At 41.3% G+C, this 18,477-nt stretch carries 15 protein-coding genes; 7 read left to right on the top strand and 8 right to left on the bottom strand.

The window, feature by feature from the left end:
* Positions 1 to 3 precede the first annotated feature (3 nt).
* The 4 genes from KXD93_RS00685 to KXD93_RS00670 all read right to left on the bottom strand — a co-directional run bounded on the left by KXD93_RS00685 (position 4) and on the right by KXD93_RS00670 (position 3,972).
* Entirely contained in the window at positions 4 to 948 is a 945-nt protein-coding gene (locus KXD93_RS00685; protein ID WP_258134929.1) for a bifunctional helix-turn-helix transcriptional regulator/GNAT family N-acetyltransferase, read from the bottom strand.
* Between the two features lie 82 nt (positions 949 to 1,030).
* Positions 1,031 to 1,390 (bottom strand): VOC family protein, encoded by a 360-nt coding sequence (locus tag KXD93_RS00680; protein ID WP_258134928.1) that lies wholly within the window; start codon positions 1,388 to 1,390, stop codon positions 1,031 to 1,033.
* Positions 1,391 to 1,589: 199 nt separating this feature from the next.
* Positions 1,590 to 2,477, bottom strand: coding sequence for an SMP-30/gluconolactonase/LRE family protein (locus KXD93_RS00675; RefSeq protein ID WP_258134927.1), 888 nt, complete (start codon positions 2,475 to 2,477; stop codon positions 1,590 to 1,592).
* Positions 2,478 to 2,490: 13 nt separating this feature from the next.
* A complete protein-coding gene (locus KXD93_RS00670) occupies positions 2,491 to 3,972 on the bottom strand; it encodes an alpha-L-fucosidase (RefSeq protein ID WP_258134926.1) in 1,482 nt (493 codons plus the stop codon).
* A gap of 127 nt (positions 3,973 to 4,099) precedes the next feature.
* Between KXD93_RS00670 and KXD93_RS00665 the strand changes: the two genes are divergently transcribed.
* Together KXD93_RS00665 and KXD93_RS00660 are read left to right on the top strand one after the other, a co-directional pair.
* Entirely contained in the window at positions 4,100 to 4,561 is a 462-nt protein-coding gene (locus KXD93_RS00665) for a DUF4268 domain-containing protein (protein ID WP_258134925.1), read from the top strand.
* Between the two features lie 19 nt (positions 4,562 to 4,580).
* A complete protein-coding gene (locus KXD93_RS00660) occupies positions 4,581 to 5,783 on the top strand; it encodes a DUF763 domain-containing protein (RefSeq protein ID WP_258134924.1) in 1,203 nt (400 codons plus the stop codon).
* Between the two features lie 289 nt (positions 5,784 to 6,072).
* On the opposite strand, the gene tmk is transcribed toward KXD93_RS00660, so the two are convergent.
* The 3 genes from tmk to KXD93_RS00645 all read right to left on the bottom strand — a co-directional run bounded on the left by tmk (position 6,073) and on the right by KXD93_RS00645 (position 9,999).
* Positions 6,073 to 6,717, bottom strand: coding sequence for a dTMP kinase (tmk, locus tag KXD93_RS00655; protein WP_258134923.1), 645 nt, complete (start codon positions 6,715 to 6,717; stop codon positions 6,073 to 6,075).
* Between the two features lie 86 nt (positions 6,718 to 6,803).
* The gene (locus tag KXD93_RS00650) at positions 6,804 to 7,328 is read right to left on the bottom strand and encodes a DUF4142 domain-containing protein (protein WP_258134922.1); all 525 of its coding nucleotides are present in this window, start codon (positions 7,326 to 7,328) and stop codon (positions 6,804 to 6,806) included.
* Positions 7,329 to 7,419: 91 nt separating this feature from the next.
* A complete protein-coding gene (locus tag KXD93_RS00645) occupies positions 7,420 to 9,999 on the bottom strand; it encodes a phosphoenolpyruvate carboxylase (protein ID WP_258134921.1) in 2,580 nt (859 codons plus the stop codon).
* Positions 10,000 to 10,238: 239 nt separating this feature from the next.
* Here KXD93_RS00645 and KXD93_RS00640 point away from each other — a divergent pair, with 239 nt between their 5' ends.
* Positions 10,239 to 12,386: an FUSC family membrane protein gene (locus tag KXD93_RS00640; protein WP_258134920.1), complete on the top strand. Its 2,148-nt coding sequence runs from the start codon at positions 10,239 to 10,241 to the stop codon at positions 12,384 to 12,386.
* A 194-nt stretch (positions 12,387 to 12,580) separates the two neighbouring features.
* Here the strand turns inward: KXD93_RS00640 and KXD93_RS00635 are convergent, their stop codons facing one another.
* Positions 12,581 to 13,933 (bottom strand): PhoH family protein, encoded by a 1,353-nt coding sequence (locus tag KXD93_RS00635; protein ID WP_258134919.1) that lies wholly within the window; start codon positions 13,931 to 13,933, stop codon positions 12,581 to 12,583.
* 799 nt (positions 13,934 to 14,732) lie between these two features.
* Between KXD93_RS00635 and KXD93_RS00630 the strand changes: the two genes are divergently transcribed.
* From KXD93_RS00630 to KXD93_RS00615, 4 genes are all read left to right on the top strand, one after another.
* A complete protein-coding gene (locus KXD93_RS00630; RefSeq protein WP_258134918.1) occupies positions 14,733 to 15,974 on the top strand; it encodes an MFS transporter in 1,242 nt (413 codons plus the stop codon).
* A gap of 2 nt (positions 15,975 to 15,976) precedes the next feature.
* Positions 15,977 to 16,825, top strand: coding sequence for an ROK family protein (locus KXD93_RS00625; RefSeq protein ID WP_258134917.1), 849 nt, complete (start codon positions 15,977 to 15,979; stop codon positions 16,823 to 16,825).
* A gap of 182 nt (positions 16,826 to 17,007) precedes the next feature.
* Complete coding sequence (locus KXD93_RS00620; RefSeq protein ID WP_258134916.1) at positions 17,008 to 17,823, top strand: helix-turn-helix transcriptional regulator; 816 nt, start codon at positions 17,008 to 17,010, stop codon at positions 17,821 to 17,823.
* A gap of 76 nt (positions 17,824 to 17,899) precedes the next feature.
* Positions 17,900 to 18,376: a YybH family protein gene (locus tag KXD93_RS00615; RefSeq protein ID WP_258134915.1), complete on the top strand. Its 477-nt coding sequence runs from the start codon at positions 17,900 to 17,902 to the stop codon at positions 18,374 to 18,376.
* Positions 18,377 to 18,477 lie beyond the last annotated feature (101 nt).

Genomic DNA, 18,477 nt, shown 5'->3' with positions numbered 1-18,477 from the left:
GACCTATAAGCTTAATTCCATCTGTATATTACTTCGTTCATAAGGCGAGGGCGGGCCGGTTATTTTTTTAAAACCAAGCTTATGATACAGGCTAATGGCCGGTTTAAGGATAGTGTTGCTTTCCAAATAAAGCCTTTTAGCGCCAAGCTCCCGGGCTTTTTCTATACAGGCATTGCCCAGCATAAACCCGATCCCTTTTCCCTTTGCCTCCGGGGCCACGCCCATTTTAGCCAGTTCAAACTGATCGCCATCCATTTTAACGATGGCGCAGGTACCAACCGGCTGATCTTTATAGATCGCCATAAAAATATAGCCGCCCTTGCTTAAAATATTTTCTTCCGGTTGATCCAGGTATTTATAATCAGAGGCCTCCATTTTAAAAAACTGGGTGATCCAATCTTCATTCAGCTTTTTAAAAGAGGTTTTATATTTTGGTTGATAAGGAATTATTTGCACTTCCTTGCCTTCGCGGAGTTTTTTTTCTACCTGTACCCTTTTTAGCAGGCTCTTTTGCTCGAGCAGGAATTCCCATTCTTCAATTGCCTTCCAGATATTGTATTGGGTTTCTGCAAACGCTGTTTCAATGGCTGCATTTACATCGGTGTATTGTGCCTGGATCTTATCGTTAATGCTTAAGCCGGCTTCGCTTAGCTTTACGAGGTTTTTCCGGCCATCGCTTTTTGATGGATCTGCTATCACCAACCCGCCTTTTATCATCTCCTTAACTATGGTGCTCACAGATGGATGTGAATGCCCAATCTCTACTGCAATTTGAGTTATGGATTTCTCCTCACCACCCGATAGCGCATAATAAACGGGGAACCATTTAGGCTGGATTTCAATTCCGTATACGGGGTATACCTGCGCAGATTGTTCGGCAAATAACTCCCCCAACCTGCGCAACCTACTGCCCAATGCCATCCTACCGGCTTTTTCATAAATATTCATAAGTAATAAATTACGTAATCACTTACGCAAATTTAGAAATTTATTATTTACTTCAAAATGGTTAGTTAAAAAATGAGATTATTTAGACAGGCTGCCCGAATTGAAGCAAATACCCGTTATTATCATAAATAGCGAACTCGCGCATTCCATAGCTGAACGTTTCCAGTTCGTAGCAGTTTATGGTTATTTCCTTCAGTTGGCTCCATAATTCGTCGACATTGTCAACCGAAAAATAAAGAGATCCCGTGAAAGTAGGTTTATCAAAAGGTGTATGTGCGTTGGGATAGGATACCATTATTTCAACTTCATCGCGCGACAGGGACGCCCACGTCCAATCCTCCATGTATCCGTTACAAGTAAAACCCAGGATCTCGATATAATACTCAACTGTATATTTCACCTGCTTTGAATAGATCACAGGCCGGAGTGCAATAAGCTTCATAATGGTTTAATTGTTAATTCCGGATAAAATTAACATTAATCGGCAATTATCAGCGGTTAATTTAAGGGGGGGCTCAAGGGTCGCTGTAGTTTCAAGTCAAGGCATGATTCAAAAACCGGATAGAATAAATAAAGGGACAAACTAAATCATATATAGCCTTTTGCCACTTTGGATGGTTGATTTAAATTCGAAATCAATCTCATTCCACCCCTCTCACATTCATCTTCAATGTATAAATAGCCTTCGATGCTGTGATAAACAAGATATCCTTGTTCACCCCGCCAAAGCAGAGATTGGCGGTCCACGGCTCGGGCACAGGGATATGGCCTATATTTTTCCCCTGCGGATCATAAATGGCAACGCCATCGCCGCTTATATACAAGTTACCGCGTTCATCCAGCGTGATCCCATCACCACCCTTCGGCGCAAATAAAATCCGGTTACTGAGCGTTCCGTCCTTTCCAATGGCAAATTTGTACATCTTATTGTCACCAATATCAGCAACATACAGGTATTTCCCGTCCGGCGTACCGACAATCCCGTTTGGTTGCTTCAGGCTGGCATCAACGGCAATGGGTTGATTTTTCCCTTTTGGGAGGTAGTAAACCTTTTGACCGTCGAGATCGGATTTTGTTCTCGTCCAGTAATCGCGCTGGTAATAGGGGTCGGTCATATAGATGCCCCCTCTATGGTCTATCCAGATATCATTAGGGCCATTCATTAAATGCCCGCCCAAATCCGTAACCAAAACCGTCACCTTTTTATCTGGGCTGATGGACCATAATTGATCGTGCTCATCAGCACAGGTAACCAAATTTCCCTTTTTATCAAAATACATTCCATTGGAACGACCTGCACTATCTAAAAAAACAGACAATTTGCCCTCTGTACTATATTCCCAAATCTTGTTATTAGGCTGATCTGTAAAGAACACGTTCCCTTTTTTATCAACAGAAGCGCCTTCGGTAAAGGCAAACTGTTTGGAAATTAATTGAGGCTTGGACAAGGTATCATATAAAGCCGCCTGCTGCCCAAACACCCTACAAATGCAGGCCATCAATAATATTACCGCCAATATTCTATACATTGCCTTCATCATTTTAACTTTTAGCAGGTTCTTTATATAACCCAAAATCGCTCAGCGCTATACAAACAGGCGATTTGGTTATCCTTAATCTTACTTTACTTGCCGAAATGTTTTCCGGCAGGCGGATGAGCCTGTTTCCTCCAATACTTGTAGCAGTAGCAATTTGGGCCCATTTACCATTCTGCCAGGCATCAACAGCAACCTCTTCAATACGTTGACCCAGCTTTATATTTTCCCTTAACCTGACAACATTAAAGGTTTTGGTTTTATGCAGATCAAGAATCAATTCCGGGGTTTTAACGTTATCATCAGTAGCCCAATAACTGTATCGGTCGCCGTCTAACAGGTTTGCAGCGCCGAACTTTACTTTGTTACCCCCTCGTGTGTTGCTGGCCTTTAAACTTGCGCCCCGGGCCAAATTAATCGCAAATGTTTGTTTAACTATGCTACCAAACTGCTTCAACGAATTCACGTCATTTTCAAACAACTGACCTCTCCTGTCCGGCGAAAGGCCAAGATCAAGGCTTGCCCCCCTGCCTACACTCTGATAGTAGAGGCTCAATAACGTATCCGGCGACTTTACCCCATTATCCTGCGTTTTGTGATAAAACCAACCAGGCCTTAACGATACATCGCACTCCGCAGGCATCCAGTATTTACCGTCCCGCTGACCTTCTACCCCTTCAAAATCCTTGGTATAACCATTGCCCGGCTCCTTACCCTCATCCGGCGCATGCGGTGTGTAGGTTGCCCAACAGGTTGCGCCTGCGTGTCCGTTCTCATTGCCTACCCAGCGCACATCCGGCCCCACATCGCCAAACAAAGCAGCATTGGGCTGCATCCTGCGCGGGATCGCCCAGGTGTCCTTCCAGCCATAATAAGTTGAGCGATCTATCTTTCTTACCTCCTTTGCGCCGCCGTAATAACCATCCCCGCCGTTTGCACCGTCAAACCACGAGATAAATACAGGGCCATAGTGGCTGTACAATTCCTCCAATTGCTTGCGGTAAACTTCGGTCACGTACTCCGGCTTGCCATATAAGGCGCTATTCCGGTCCCATGGTGAGCAGTATACGCCCATCTTCATGCCTAATTTATTGCAGGCATCACGGTATTCCTGTAAAATATCGCCCTTCCCATTTTTATAAGGGCTCTTTGAAATATTATGTTCTGTTGTTTTTGTAGACCATAAACAAAAACCATCATGGTGCTTGGCCACTACTACTATCCCTTTGAAGCCTCCTGCCTTTGCAGCGCCGACTATCTGCATGGCATCAAAATGTGTCGGGTTAAATATTGCGGGATCTTCATCGCCATAGCCCCATTCCTTATCAGTATAGGTATCCGGACCGAAATGAATAATGCAGTACATTTCCGTTTCCTGCCAGATTAACTGCCCTTTTGATGGTAAAGGGCCATAAGGTTTTGGTGCTGGCTGGCAAATGGCAAATAAGGCAATTGATAAAAAAGCGGCAAGTAGGGTTATTTTTTTCACAGTTGTATTATATTTTAATCCGTTTACGAATGTAATAAATTTGCATTTCAGATAACCGAACAAATTGTTTTGAGCGCCATTTTGTGTCGAATTTTCTATTAAGTTTATCCAATAAATAAAAAACGGTTTGTACAGCAAGGAAGAAGCATCACAATTAAAGCAGGAATTCTGGACGGCCTTCGGGCAATATATTTCACCGCATCAGTCGGCAGAGGGCTTGCGGGTTAACTGGGTAAATTATAAAACCGGGATAAAGCATGTATTTTTTAAAATGCAGGCCGATAAACGCACAGCGTCGATTGCCATTGAACTTACCCATCCCGACCCGGGAATACAGGAATTATTTTTTGAGCAATTTAAGGAGTATAAAAACATCCTGGCCGCTGCTCTCGATGAACCCTGGGAGTGGGAACTACATGCGAGGGATGAATATGGCAAAACCGTCAGCCGCATTTACAAACAAATAAATGGTGTAAGTATTTTCAATAAAAACGACTGGCCAACATTGATCTCCTTTTTTAAACCACGGATAATTGCTTTGGATGAATTTTGGAATGATGTAAAATACGGATTTGATGCGTTGAAGTAATTTTACTAAATTTGTTAGCATGAAGCGTTCGGGAAGTGCTGACCTGCCTTTACATTATGGCTACGTGCCTGTTTGGCTTGCCGAACGGATGGCGAAGCTGGGTTTGGCTGTGGTGGAGAATATTGTGTTGGATTATGGCAAGGATGAAGTGCTCCGTCGATTAAGCGATCCCTTCTGGTTCCAAAGCCTGGGCGCGGTGATGGGGATGGACTGGCATTCGTCCGGCATTACAACTTCGGTGATGGGGGCATTAAAACGCGCGGTAAATCCGCATAGTAAAGAGTTAGGGATTTACATTTGTGGTGGCAAGGGTAATCATTCCCGGCGAACACCTGACGAGTTGATAAAGGTCAGCGAAGCCACAGGCCTTGATGGTAATCACCTGGTTAAATGCAGTAAGCTAAGCGCAAAGGTTGACAACACTGCTATCCAGGATGGCTTTCAATTGTATACCCACAATTTTATTTTAAGCAGCAGTGGCAAATGGGCCGTGGTACAACAGGGAATGAGCGCTGCAAGTAAAACAGCCCGCCGTTATCACTGGCATTCAGAACAGCTCACCTCGTTTGTAGACGATCCGCATACGTTTATATACGGACAAAACACCGGCAACATTTTAAACATGGCCGACACGCAGGCTGATAGCGCCCGAAAAGGGGTTATGCAAATTGCATCCGAACATCCTGAAACCATGCTCAGGGAAATCAGCAAATTAACGATGCCCAATCATCACGACGTACGGGCAAAAGACGTGGACTTGAAAAGACTTGGTGCAGTCTTATGGCTGGCACACGAAAAACAGCCAAAAGATTTTGAGGGATTATTGCAATTACAGGGGCTTGGCCCACGAACACTGCAATCATTAGCATTGGTGAGTGAGGTTATCCATGGTACGCCATCACGATTTAAGGACCCCGCCAGGTTCTCGTTTGCGCATGGCGGGAAGGATGGACACCCATTCCCCGTACCTACAAAGGTTTATGACGAAACCATCGGTGTACTTCAAACAGCTATTTATAAAGCCAAATTGGGCGAATCGGAAAAGAATGAAGCTATAAAGCGCCTTACACAAATTGCACAAAGGGCTGAACAGGATTTCATCCCAAATGCCAATTTTGATAAAGTAATTGAAGAGGAGCGAAATAATTCCTGGAAATACGGAGGCCGCACCGTATTAGGAAGAGCAAAACCACCGCAACAACATCAACTTACTCTATTTTAAGCATTTGTGTTATTTGCCTGATTAATTAAACAAATGTCAATAAACGCTGTTGTTAATTAAATTGACATTAAAAATATTTGGATTTCTCATAATTATTTATAATTTTGAGGAAGAGAAAACGTTTGATAGATTATTACCTTAAAATTGACAAACATGAAACGCAATACACTAGTTGACTTTTTAATAAAACACGGTTTTCTGCCAAACAAAAAAGCTGTTCTTGCTCCTGTTCCTGTGAGAGCTAAATCGCCCCTACCATCACGCAAAGGCAATTAATTAGCCAGAATCTTTAATTTTTATTTTCGGGATCTTCCAGGAACCTGTTCGATATTTCTGTCCAAATTTCATTTGCTATTCCACCAGGCGCCTGGTTTCCATTTGTAACAAAGATTTTTTCCTCGTTTTTTAGCAATTCAATTATTTCAAAGTATTTGTCCCTTACATTCTTTAGGTTACCAATGGTCTCGTAAAGTTCAACAGAGGTTCTTCCTTTATTAATTCGTTCAATACTTATTTCCGGCGATATGTCGATGTAGATATTCAGGTCTGGTCGCAGCAGGCCTGCGCTTAATGAGTTTGCCTGGATTACCCAGTTCAGATCCATATAGGGGCTTTGATAAGCGTACGACGAAAGATAATACCGGTCAGTTATCACCGTATAACCATCTTCCAGCATTTTTAAAATTCCATTGGTTTTATTCAACAAATGATCAAGGCGGTCTGCTACAAATAGCGCAGCAATCGTTCGATGGTCAGCTTCAATTTTATGACTGAAGATGTCCCTTATCATTTTACCCATTGGGCTATCTGTGGGCTCGCAAGTAACATAAACTTTTAAGCCGGCAGCTTCCAGCTTTTCCTTCAATAATTTTACCTGTGTGCTTTTACCGCTGCCGTCGATCCCCTCAAAGGCTATAAAAAAATTCTTCTTCATTAAATATTTGTATGCGCCCAAATATACAGTGTTACACAAGAAATCGCCTAGTAAATAATAACTAAGGAGGCAAGATAATGGGGTTGTTATTTCAGGGTAGTTGAAATTGCATTTGCAGAATCCAGGTGCATTTTTATGGTTGGGAGATTTTCAGATGCTACTTTTTTTATAGCATTATCCGGACTTGTGCTGGCTGCAGTAAATAACTTTACCGCCTGTTCATGATCAGCAATCATCATTTGTATATAAGCTTTATCAAATGCCACTCCTGATTTTTTTGAAAGATCACCGATCATTTGCTGATGTGCACTGCTGATGGTGTCATTCTCAGCGATCTTTTTATCCGATTCAAGTTTCTTGAATTCATCTCCCGCGTTTGTATGATCGTCGATGATCATTTTTGCAAGCCCAATAACCTTTTGATTATTTGAATTGGTGATAGCCAGGCCAGACGCCTTTACTTCAGTAAGCCCACCTTCTATGCCGCTCTTAACAAATGTTATCTCGTCTTGTTGCTGCTGGTTATAATTTCTACCTTTTTTATCCTGGCAAGCTTCGGTAAAAAGCAAAAACATTAAACCTGTCAGCAGGTAAATTAAGTTCTTCATCATAAAGCGGTTAAGTTTATCTGCAAGTATAACAAATAAACGCGCTTGAAGTTTGGAAAGAAGTCAGAAAGACAGAAATATAACGAGTTAAATGTTATGCCAAATTCCTCCCTGCATTCACAATGCCATATACCGTACGGATCACCAACTTATTATAAATCTTTATCAGTTCTTCATCGTTACAGCCATTTAAACATTGCAATGCATAGTGCTGCATAATAACCAGCGGTAACACTATTCGCTCACGGATGGCGATTGATTTTCGTTCAACCGGATATTCCTGCATTAAAACATTACTGCCTGTTAATTCAAGCAACATGGCCTTCGTTAGTTCAAATTCATCCTTAAGTAGTTTCCAGAATGGGCCGAACTTTTCATCATTTTCAAGGTAAGCGGTAACCCGAAAATCTGATTTTGACATTGACATGGTACAATTATCCACCATTGTTTTAAAGAAGCCTGAACGCTGATACAATTTTTTTATCTCGTCCCAATTTCCACTTTCCTTCATTTTGCTTAGTGCAGTACCCACACCATAAAAACCGGGAATGCTTTGTTTAAGCTGGCTCCATGAAGTAACAAAGCTAATTGCACGCAGGTCTTCCAGCTTTAAGGCAGAATCGGTATTACGTTTTGTCGGCCTGCTGCTGATGTTGATATGAGAAAGTAATTTTAGCGGACTAAAGGTCTCTAAATATTCCACAAACAAAGGATGCTGGCGTAGTGCAATAAACAATTTATAACTCTCATCTGCCATTGTAGAGATCAGTTCCTTGTGGCGATTATCGAGCAGGTCGTTACGATTTGGATGCAACGCAGATATAATACCAGCATTGATCAATTGCTCCATATTGAAACGGGCAGTTTCCACCGAGCCATACTGAGAGCTTACAGTTTGTCCTTGTATAGTTAACTGGATATGTTCGTTAGCTATCTCCTCGCCCATCGACGCATAAAAACGATGTGTTTTGCCACCGCCACGCGCTGGCGGGCCGCCTCTGCCATCAAAAAAAGCAAGGGCAATGCCATATTTCCGTGCCATAGCCGTAAGTTCAACCTTAGCCTTGTAGATAGACCAGTTAGCCATAAGGTAACCACCATCCTTTGTACTGTCGGAAAACCCTAGCATTATTGATTGCAGGTTTTCTCTTTTCTGCAAATGCTCCTTATAGAATGGATGCGTATATAAACGCTCCATAACCTCGGCTGCGTGAGTTAGATCATTTACGGTCTCAAACAATGGCATGAAGTCAACACTCAGGTTATCCTTATCCCATCCGCTCCATAAAAACAGATCTATCAATTGCAGAATATCAGACGCCTGCTGGCAATTGCTGATTATAAAACGCTGGCATGCCTTTTCACCATTGGAATGCTGAATTTGTTTCATCAGCCTGATGGTATTCAGGGTATCACAAATCAGCTTATCAGCATCAACCGGGCAATGGTAATCAACCTTATTAAACGAGATTTGCTTCAATTTTTCAGCCTCATCCAGGTCGCCGTAACCAGCTACGATTCCGGTTTCCGGTGCTTTTTCTGTTGTAAAATTGAATACCTTACGCAATACCCTGCTGTCCTGTCTTATGTCAAGCGTTGCAAAATAGCAGCCAAACAGCCGTACCTTTTTAATCAAATCGTCAACAACTTTAACAAACAAACTGTCATGATCAGCAATTAACGTCTGTCTTATAGACTGTAGCACCTCAAGGATTTCCGGTTGAACGTTCTTCGGTTCTTGCTTGCTGTAGGCATTATCATAGATCAGCCGTTCAAGCGTCACCATCGACTTTTCTACTCCCCTAAACGTTATCCTGCGCTTAAGCACCCTAAAGTCGCGGTAATATGCCCGAAAAACTCTTTGCCTTAAAAAACCAGCCACAGCCTTAGTAATATCACTGCTTACATTTGGATTACCATCCCTGTCACCACCCGGCCAAAAGCCCAGCTGTAACATTTGATTGACCCGATCGGTGTCCAATTCAAACTCTTCCTCCAGTTTTGATTGAATTCCTGATATCGCGTTGTAAAATATATTTTCAAGAAACCAGGCAAGGCTCACTGCCTCATCAAACGGTGTTGGCGATGTTTTATTAAAGAATGGTGTTTTACCGAGTTGCTGTAATAAAACATCAATGGTGTTTATATCGTTAGCCTTTAAGGCCTCGATAAGATCGGTCATGATACCAAGAACTGAGCCCGGGTAAAATTGTGTGGGGTGTGCGGTAAGTACCAACCTTAGCGAAAACTCATCCAGCTTTTTGCCGATATTAGCCCGCTGTTGCTCACTTACCGATGCTTGCTGTAATAAGCTTTGCATGGTACCTGTTTCGTCTTCACGCCCAATCTTGGTAAATGAAGAGTCCTCAATCGCGTCAAACAAAACCACCTGCCGCTCTATATATTGTATAAAACGGAACATGCGGTTGATCTGCTCGCGATGATCAATATCCGGAACATATTTCTTGAAAAACGACTCAATAATTTCCGTAGGTGACAACTGCTTGTTTGCCTCTTTCTCGCAATGCGAACTAAAAAACGGCAACAAAATCCCCGTATCTTTAACCTGGTAAAAAGGCAGCGTTTGGAATAAACTGTTATATAACTCAAAACGGGTTACAACTTCATTATTAAAAGCTGTTTCTCTTTGACTGAGTTTTAACGTTGATGGCATATAGCTATTAGATAAAAAATAAGTTTACTATAATTGGTTATACAATTGGCGCAGATAAAGGATTCAAAACCTCTGTTTTATTTTTCGGCTTATGAATTACGGTTTCTGACGCTTAAAATTAATAAATAATGAGTAATTAATAATGGTTAACTAGTATTAATGCCATATTTATTAAAATAAACCTTTATAATTTAATTTTTGTAAATTTGAGTGCTGATTTTAGGCCTAAAAAAGCATTTATGAAAACAGACTTCAGGGAGATAAAAAGCTTTTTTTACAGCCAGTATTTTTCTGATGGTTTAAGAATGTCGTTCGGCATTTTGTTTCCTTCACTTTTTTTAATGCAGCTTAACCATTTTGATGTGGGTATTACCATGTCGTTAGGGGCTTTATGCATTTGCACTATTGACGCCCCGGGGCCATTATATCATAAGCGTAATGCTATGGCCATCGGCAATTTGTTCCTTTTTGTTGTAGCAGCTATAACTGGTTTTGCGCGGCTTAACGTTTTTACTTTGGGGTTGGAGATCACACTTTTTTCCTTCTTCTTCTCCATGTTTATTGTTTATGGCAACCGGGCCGCGTCTGTAGGAACATGTGCCTTGCTTGCCATGATATTTATGATGGATAAAGCGGCAAAGCCAGATGAGGTATTACCGTTGAGCCTGACAATTTTAGCAGGCGGCATTTGGTACTTGCTGTTTAGCCTGATTTTCTTCGGAATTCGCCCCTATCGCGCGGCGCAACAAACTCTTGGCGAGAACATTGCCGATATAGCCAAGTTCGTGCGGATAAAGGCAGATTTCTATTTATCAGATACAGACATCGACGAAAACTATCGCAAACTGGTATCGCAGCAAATAAAGGTAAGTCAGCACCAGGACGCTGTTCGCGAGCTGCTATTCAAAACCCGGGTAATGGTAAAGGAATCCACTAATCCAAGTAGGCTAATGGTCTTAACTTTTATTGATTTGGTGGATATGTACGAGCAAATTATGGCAACTCACTACGACTATGGACATATCCGTGAAAAATTTAAGGCAAGCGGCGTTTTGAAACAAATAGCCGATTTACTGCAGGAAATGGCTGATGAGCTGGACAATATCGCCTACATGGTTTTGTCCAATTCGCGCAGCAAACATAAACCTGATTTTAACACCGGCCTTGAAAAATTAAAGATCAGGATTGATGAAATTGGCACCAACGACCAGGCCACCAGCAACATCGCCTTAAAGAAGATCTTGATAAACCTGCGCGACCTGAATGAACGGATAAAAAGCATCTATGGTTATTATAACTCGCGATCGGCGGAGGCTCTATTAGAGAAAAACGATGATAATTATGAATATTCAAAATTTGTAACTCACCAGGATTATGCACCCCATATATTTTCAGATAACCTATCCTTTAACTCAGCTACTTTCAAACACGCTTTAAGGGTTGCACTTGTTTGTCTGGTTGGTTTTGTCACTGCAAAGTTCATAGCGTTAGGCCATCATAGTTATTGGGTGTTGCTAACTATTATCGTGATTTTAAAACCAGGATTTAGTTTATCCAAACAACGCAACTACCAGCGCCTTATCGGCACCATAGCAGGCGGCATTATAGGCATTGGCGTTTTAATGTTTATTCCCGACAAGGATACACAATTTATTTTGCTGGTTATCCTGATGATTGGTACGTATAGTTTCCTGCGATTAAACTATGTCGTTAGTGTGATATTCATGACACCTTATGTACTGATCCTGTTTAAATTCCTGGGGGTTGGGATGGTTGTTAAAGAGCGAATCATCGATACCGTTATAGGTTCCTCCATTGCATTTATTGCCAGCTACCTGATTTTCCCGAGCTGGGAGTTTGAGCAGATCCAGCAAAACCTGCGTGAAGTGATAAACGCCAACGTTAGCTATCTCGCTAAAATTGCTGAAAGTATCCTGGGCAAGGAGGTAGGCTCGATAGAATATAAACTGGCCCGAAAGGATGTTTATGTAAAGTCGGCAAACTTATCGGCTGCCTTTGAGCGGATGACTTCAGAGCCAAAAAGCAAGCAGCGAAAAATAAAGGAGGTTCATAAATTCGTGGTGCTTAACCATATCCTGTCCTCGTATATCGCGACTATTGCATCTTCAGTGACAACCAGGGCATTGCACAAGGCCCCGGCCGAAAATCTTAAATTGTTAAAGCGCAGCATTGCGGTATTGAATGATTCATGTAGAAAGCTGGATGGTGACGTGGTTGAGGTTAATTCGCCTAAGGTTTTATCCGGCAATCCGGATGTTGAGCCAAAAGCTGTTTCTGCGGATGATTTACTGCTAAAAGAACAATTGGGATTTATTAATAAGATAAGTACGGATATTGCAAGGGTGACGGAGAGTATTGTCAACTAATTAATTTGCTGTCGCGGGGGGGGGGGTAGTGTAATACATTTTATGGCAAAGCGTTCCATTTTTCACAGTGGAACACCCGGAACACTTTGAAACATGCTCATTATCAGCCTGTTTTATTTTGTTCCATTATTTGTGTAAACCTATTTCAGGACAAGACACACAGACAACCCGCTTATTATAAACCGCCCTGGCGATTACAAAAGTTCCGTAGCCAAATTAGCCAACTCACTCCGCTCTCCTTTTTGTAATGTTATGTGCGCATATAACGGATGCCCCTTGGCCTTATCAATCAAATACGACAATCCGTTGCTTTCAGCATCTAAATAAGGTGTATCAATCTGGTATATATCGCCAGTAAAAACAAACTTGCTGTTCTCACCTGCCCGTGATATAATGGTCTTTACTTCGTGCGGGGTCAGGTTTTGGGCCTCATCAACTATAAAAAAGATCTTGCTTAACGTACGGCCACGGATAAATGCCAGCGGCGCTATCGAGATTTTGTCGTTGGCAACCAGTTCATCAATCTTTGCCTGCATCTTCTCATCATCAGCAAACTGATCCTTTATAAACTTAAGGTTATCCCATATAGGAGCCATGTAGGGATCGATCTTTGATTTTATATCGCCCGGTAAAAAACCGATGTCTTTATTGCTTAAGGGCACAATGGGTCGGGTAACATAAATCTGCCTATAGTACTTTCGTTGCTCTAAAGCGCTCGCCAGCGCAAGCAATGTTTTACCCGTGCCGGCGTTACCCTGTATGGTAACCAGTTTTATATCGGGATGCAGTAAAGCGTGGATAGCGAATGCCTGCTCAATGTTTTTTGGATGGATATTAAAAACAGGCTGCTCTGTTATTTTCTCCAGTTGTGCGGTTTGTGAATTGTAGAACCCTGGTGTTGCTCCTTTTTTACCGTTTAAAATATAAAAATGATTGATGGTATGCGGCTGCATTTCAAAATCGCCGCCGGGCAGACTCTCAGCTTTATTCAGCTGATTGATCAGTTTTTCAGGCACCTTATTTAATGTGGTTTCACCGGTATACAGCTCATCCAGGTTTTTTATTTTACCGGTTTCATAATCTTCTGCATGAAGCTTCAGCGACTTTGCTTTTAACCTGAGGCAAATATCCTTCGATACCAATACCACCTTCTTATCAGGGTTTTCGTCCTGCAAGCCCAAAGCTGCATTTAGAATACGATGATCGATTTTATCAGATCCAAATACAACAGTCGCGTCGGTTGAAGCAATATTTGTATCTATTATTACCTTAAAATTCCCTTTACTTTTCCCGTTGATAGGCCGCCATTCGTTAATGAGGTGATTTTGTGAGATATCATCCATCAGCCGGATAAAGCTGCGGGCTTCAAAGTTGCGGGTGTCGTTACCGCTTTTCATGTTATCAAGCTCCTCCAGCACCTGGATCGGGATGGCAACATCGTGCTCCTGGAAGTTTTCGAATGCGTTATGATCGTATAAGATTACCGAGGTATCTAAGACAAATATTTTGGGTCGTCCGTTGCTCTTGCTTTTACCGTCCTTGCTCATGTAGCGCTAAATTAGCCATTTTAGGGCTGCCAGAAAAGCAGAGGCAGAAAAAAATGGTATAAAAGCGAAAACGGAAGCGTCCTCTTGCGATTCTTCTTCCGTTTCCTGACTCTATGCTCAACCGTAGTTGCTCATAAAGCACCAAGTTTTGTGTAAATTAACCGATCTGCTATTCTGTTGTTCTTGCGAACATTGATGCTTTCAGTTCATCGCCAGTTTCCGCCTTTCTCCGTAAAAAATTGCGGTCTTTCCGATACCTCTTTTAATTATCCTTCATTTTCCGCAGCTTTCGCTGCTTCTGTTTCCGGTAACTCAGGCACTTCCGTGATCTTTAGCTCCCCCGAAGGTTCGCCCGATTCAATTCTGTAATCCTGTAAGGTTGTCAAAGTACGTCGTTCTTGATGATTCTAAGATAGGGTCTTATATAACATTTGCCAAGACTTTTTTTTAGTTTTTCTTAACAAGTTTTTAACAATTTTATACCATCCCTATTCACATTGACAGATAGCTATTTCAGCGGATTATGAGCTGATTCTTAAAGGTTATTAACATCGTACTTATTCACAAAAGCTTTCAAATTGGGTCATTTTATCCAGTACAAAAATTCTTAAAAATCAGAAAAGTCTAATTTTCTTTGTTAAAATCATCCAAAATATTTTTCAAAAACCTGTTCATTTTATCATTTACCATAACAAATTCACTACAAACTTTTTAAATTACTTCATTGGCTTGTAATTACTAAAGATTTCCTTTAAATATGTAAGCTGGTCAATCCAAACCGGCCACTTAATTTAAACCAATGAAACGCAGTTACTACATCGTAGCACTTATAATGCTCACGTTTTTTGTTATTTCCTTTTTAACAAACATCATAGGGCCGCTAAGCACTAATTTTGTTAATGATTTTAAATTAAGTGATTTAATGGCAGGGGTATTACCGTTTGCCTTTTTCATTGCTTATGGAGTAATGTCTATACCATCAAGCATGATGGTTCAAAAATACAACGAAAAAACTATAATGATGGCCGCGTTTATAGTGGCGTTTTTCGGTTCTTTGCTTTTGGCTGTTGCCCCTGGTTATTTATCGGCGTTGTTATCACTCTTCCTTATAGGATGCGGTATGGCTATGCTTCAGGTCGTAATAAACCCATTGCTTCGAACTGCTGGAGGAGAAGAGAATTATGCATTTACCTCCGTATTGGCTCAATTAATATTCGGGGCGGCATCATTTCTTAGCCCGTTGGTAAAAACTTTGATGACATCTGAAATAAATAAAAAAAGCACATTGGGGATTTTTCCATTATTGGAACGGTTGGTTCCGGCAGGAATGTCATGGATATCACTTTATTGGGTATTTACAATCATCTGCTTAGTGATGTTTTTGATAATGCTGATCTCCAAATTCCCTAAAGTAGAGTTAAATAGCGACGAAAAGGCCGGTCCGTGGAAAACACATGTACAATTACTTAAAAAACCGGTTGTGATAGCATTCTTTGTCGGCTTGTTTTGCTACGTAGGCACAGAACAGGGTGTGTCTTATTGGATGTCGATATTTCTAACCAGGTATCATCATTTTAATGAAATACAGAGTGGGAAGGCCGTTGCATGGTTTTGGGGATTGATGACCGCTGGTGGAGTGTTAGGTTTGTTCCTGTTGAAGTTGATGGACAGTAGAAAACTGCTGGTTATTTTTTCCATATTCGCTATGATATTCTTATCGCTCGGCTTATTTGGCAATTCAACTGTCTCATTATACTCATTTTCCATTGTCGGTTTTTTTATGTCAGTAATGTATCCGGTAATATTTTCTCTTGCCTTAAGTTCCGTTGATGAGCACCACGGCTCATTTGCGGGAATCCTGGTGACGGGAATAATTGGAGGCGCAGTTGTACAGCTCCTCATAGGTGGCTTAGGCAATCTTTGGGGACTAAAAACCGGAATGTGCTTTTTATACCTGACATTCGGCTACATGCTCGCTATTGGTTTTTGGGCCAAGCCGCTTATCACCAACAAAACTATTTTTGACAAGGAAAAATCCTGAACATGAACAACGTAAAAATTATAGGTATTGACCTTGGCGCTACAAACATTCGCGGGGCCGTCGTAAGCGGCGAAGTGATGTCTGCTATCGTGTCGCGAAAAATAACCGTTAAGGGCACAGAGGAACAGGTGCTGGAAGATGTTTATTATACCATTGACCAGCTTATTGATAAAGACATTAAAGCTATCGGCATTGGCGTGCCAAGCGTAGTTGATGTTGAACTGGGGATTGTTTATGATGTCGTCCATATTCCTTCATGGAAGGAAGTGCATTTAAAGCAAATTCTGGAGGAGAAATATAAAGTCACTGTTTTTGTAAATAACGATGCTAACTGCTTTGCCCTTGGCGAATATTATTTTGGGAAGGGCAAGGGTGCCAAAAACCTGGTTGGTTTAACGCTGGGCACCGGCCTTGGTGCCGGGATCATTATTAACAACCAGTTATATGCAGGCCCGAATTGCGGCGCAGGCGAGTTTGGCTGCGTGGACTATCTCGACAATAACTACGAGTTTTATTGCAGCGGATCTTTTTTCAACAACGTTTACGGACTAAATGGCCAGGATGTATTTAAGGATGCACAAAACGGCGACGCAAATGCTTTAAAACTCTATGCAGAACTGGGCACACATTTGGGCAATGCCATAAAATTGGTGATGTATACCTATGATCCCTCATTGATTATTTTAGGCGGGTCGGTGCCTGCTGCTTATGACTACTTTGAAAAAACAATGTGGGAGCGCATCCATACACTGGTTTATCCAAAAAGTGTAGAAAAATTGAAAATTGAAACATCAGCACTGGAGAATAGCGGAATATTGGGAGCAGCCGGTTTATATTTCGATTCCTTATAACCGGCAAAGCGTTCCACTTTTACACATGGAACACCCGGAACGCTATGAAACATTCTGATTATCAGAATGTTTCACTTTTTGTATAAACCTATTTCAGGACAAGACAGACTGACATATCTCATAATCAAAATGTTCCACCAATATTTATATCGAACTTAGGTTATAAAACAAATTAAATGCCCATGCGCTATAAAGAATTTCGTCCGAATAGCTTTTTGAAGGATTATGTACAATGTTATTTTGTATGTGAAACGGATACTGCTGTGTTTACAGAAGACAAAGTTTTTGCGACAGGATTCATCGAAATCATGTTCAACCTGGGAGCAGATGGCCCGCAGCAAATAAAAAATGGTGATTTAATAAATCAGCCGGATATACAATTGTGGGGGCAAACAATTCACCCGTTCACTTTCGCTTCTTTTGGAAGGCACTCCATGTTGGGCATCCGGTTCTTCGCACACACGGCCGCGTTTTTTTTCAATGAGCCGATAGAGGAATTTAACGACCAGGTAATTGATTTTAAAGACATCGGTGGAAAAGAAGCCGGTTTACTGCATTCAAAATTATTGGAAGCCGAATCATTGGATCGGAGAATTAAATTAGTGGAAGAATTTTTATTGCAAAGACTTTCGCGTTTCGCGAATAAATTTAATCGTCTAAAGCTGGTAAACAGCATAATGCATGATTTAAGCAGAGACGACTTTTTTGAAAATATTAATTCGGTTGCATGTCGTTATGGTATTTCATCCCGTTACCTGCAAACAATATTTTTGAACTATGCCGGCATTACTCCCAACCTGTTCAGTAAAATAATCCGGTTTCAAAGAAGCCTGCATCTTGTGGCAGACAAAGATGTATCACTTACTACAATTGCACATAAATGCGGCTATTTCGATCAGTCACATTTTATAAAGGACTTTAAATTCTTCACCGGATCAACCCCTTCCCAGTTTTCCCCGGAAAGCTCAACCGATCTTATTGCCGCCCTCAATAATTGAATCTGTTCCGTTTTTTACAATTTATCTTTTTCCTGAGGAGATAGTTTTGCTTTAATTATTCATTAATCAAAGCATCATGAAACAAAACAATTTATTAACCGCTATCGCCTTTATAGCCTTCATTTTCATTTATGCCGACTGTAGGGCTCAAGTCGACGGTACTGCTGGTTTACCCGGTGTAAAAAAGGCGATTGAAAATACTAATGCACTTTATTTTAAACTATTCGCAAAAAAAAACGGGGCTATTGTGGACCTTTACTCAGATGACGCATGCCTTTTAGCGCCGAACATGCCTCCAATAGCCGGCAAAAAAGCGCTCAAAAAAGACTTCGAAGACACGTTTACAGCCGGGAAAGTTAAGGGCGTAAAGTTTGAAACTACCAATATTTACGGAGATGGCAAGGAATACGTAACCGAAGAAGGTACCTGGCAGGTTTTTACTACGGGCGGAAAACTTCTGGACGATGGTAAATACTTGAAACTTTGGAGGCTAACAAAAACCGGCTGGAAAATATTCCGGGATTCGTTTAACAGCAATCACAAGATGCAGTGACGGTTCGGTTATAAACAATATTCTGTTTAACAATTAGTCTAAAAACGAAAAGACTTCCGAAGTTTAAAAACTTCGGAAGTCTGTCGATATATTATTCCGTC

Origin of the sequence: Mucilaginibacter phenanthrenivorans (assembly GCF_024721155.1) — a bacterium.
GTDB lineage: Bacteria > Bacteroidota > Bacteroidia > Sphingobacteriales > Sphingobacteriaceae > Mucilaginibacter > Mucilaginibacter phenanthrenivorans.
This window is presented reverse-complemented; position numbering and strand designations above follow the sequence as displayed.

Coding starts and splice junctions, on each gene's coding strand:
- KXD93_RS00685 (WP_258134929.1), bottom strand. CDS start 948: ATGAATATTTATGAAAAAGCCGGTAGGATGGCATTGGGCAGTAGGTTG.
- KXD93_RS00645 (WP_258134921.1), bottom strand. CDS start 9,999: ATGCCATCAACGTTAAAACTCAGTCAAAGAGAAACAGCTTTTAATAAT.
- KXD93_RS00630 (WP_258134918.1), top strand. CDS start 14,733: ATGAAACGCAGTTACTACATCGTAGCACTTATAATGCTCACGTTTTTT.
- tmk (WP_258134923.1), bottom strand. CDS start 6,717: ATGAAGAAGAATTTTTTTATAGCCTTTGAGGGGATCGACGGCAGCGGT.
- KXD93_RS00675 (WP_258134927.1), bottom strand. CDS start 2,477: ATGTATAGAATATTGGCGGTAATATTATTGATGGCCTGCATTTGTAGG.
- KXD93_RS00680 (WP_258134928.1), bottom strand. CDS start 1,390: ATGAAGCTTATTGCACTCCGGCCTGTGATCTATTCAAAGCAGGTGAAA.
- KXD93_RS00635 (WP_258134919.1), bottom strand. CDS start 13,933: ATGAGCAAGGACGGTAAAAGCAAGAGCAACGGACGACCCAAAATATTT.
- KXD93_RS00640 (WP_258134920.1), top strand. CDS start 10,239: ATGAAAACAGACTTCAGGGAGATAAAAAGCTTTTTTTACAGCCAGTAT.
- KXD93_RS00660 (WP_258134924.1), top strand. CDS start 4,581: ATGAAGCGTTCGGGAAGTGCTGACCTGCCTTTACATTATGGCTACGTG.
- KXD93_RS00620 (WP_258134916.1), top strand. CDS start 17,008: ATGCGCTATAAAGAATTTCGTCCGAATAGCTTTTTGAAGGATTATGTA.
- KXD93_RS00615 (WP_258134915.1), top strand. CDS start 17,900: ATGAAACAAAACAATTTATTAACCGCTATCGCCTTTATAGCCTTCATT.
- KXD93_RS00650 (WP_258134922.1), bottom strand. CDS start 7,328: ATGATGAAGAACTTAATTTACCTGCTGACAGGTTTAATGTTTTTGCTT.
- KXD93_RS00625 (WP_258134917.1), top strand. CDS start 15,977: ATGAACAACGTAAAAATTATAGGTATTGACCTTGGCGCTACAAACATT.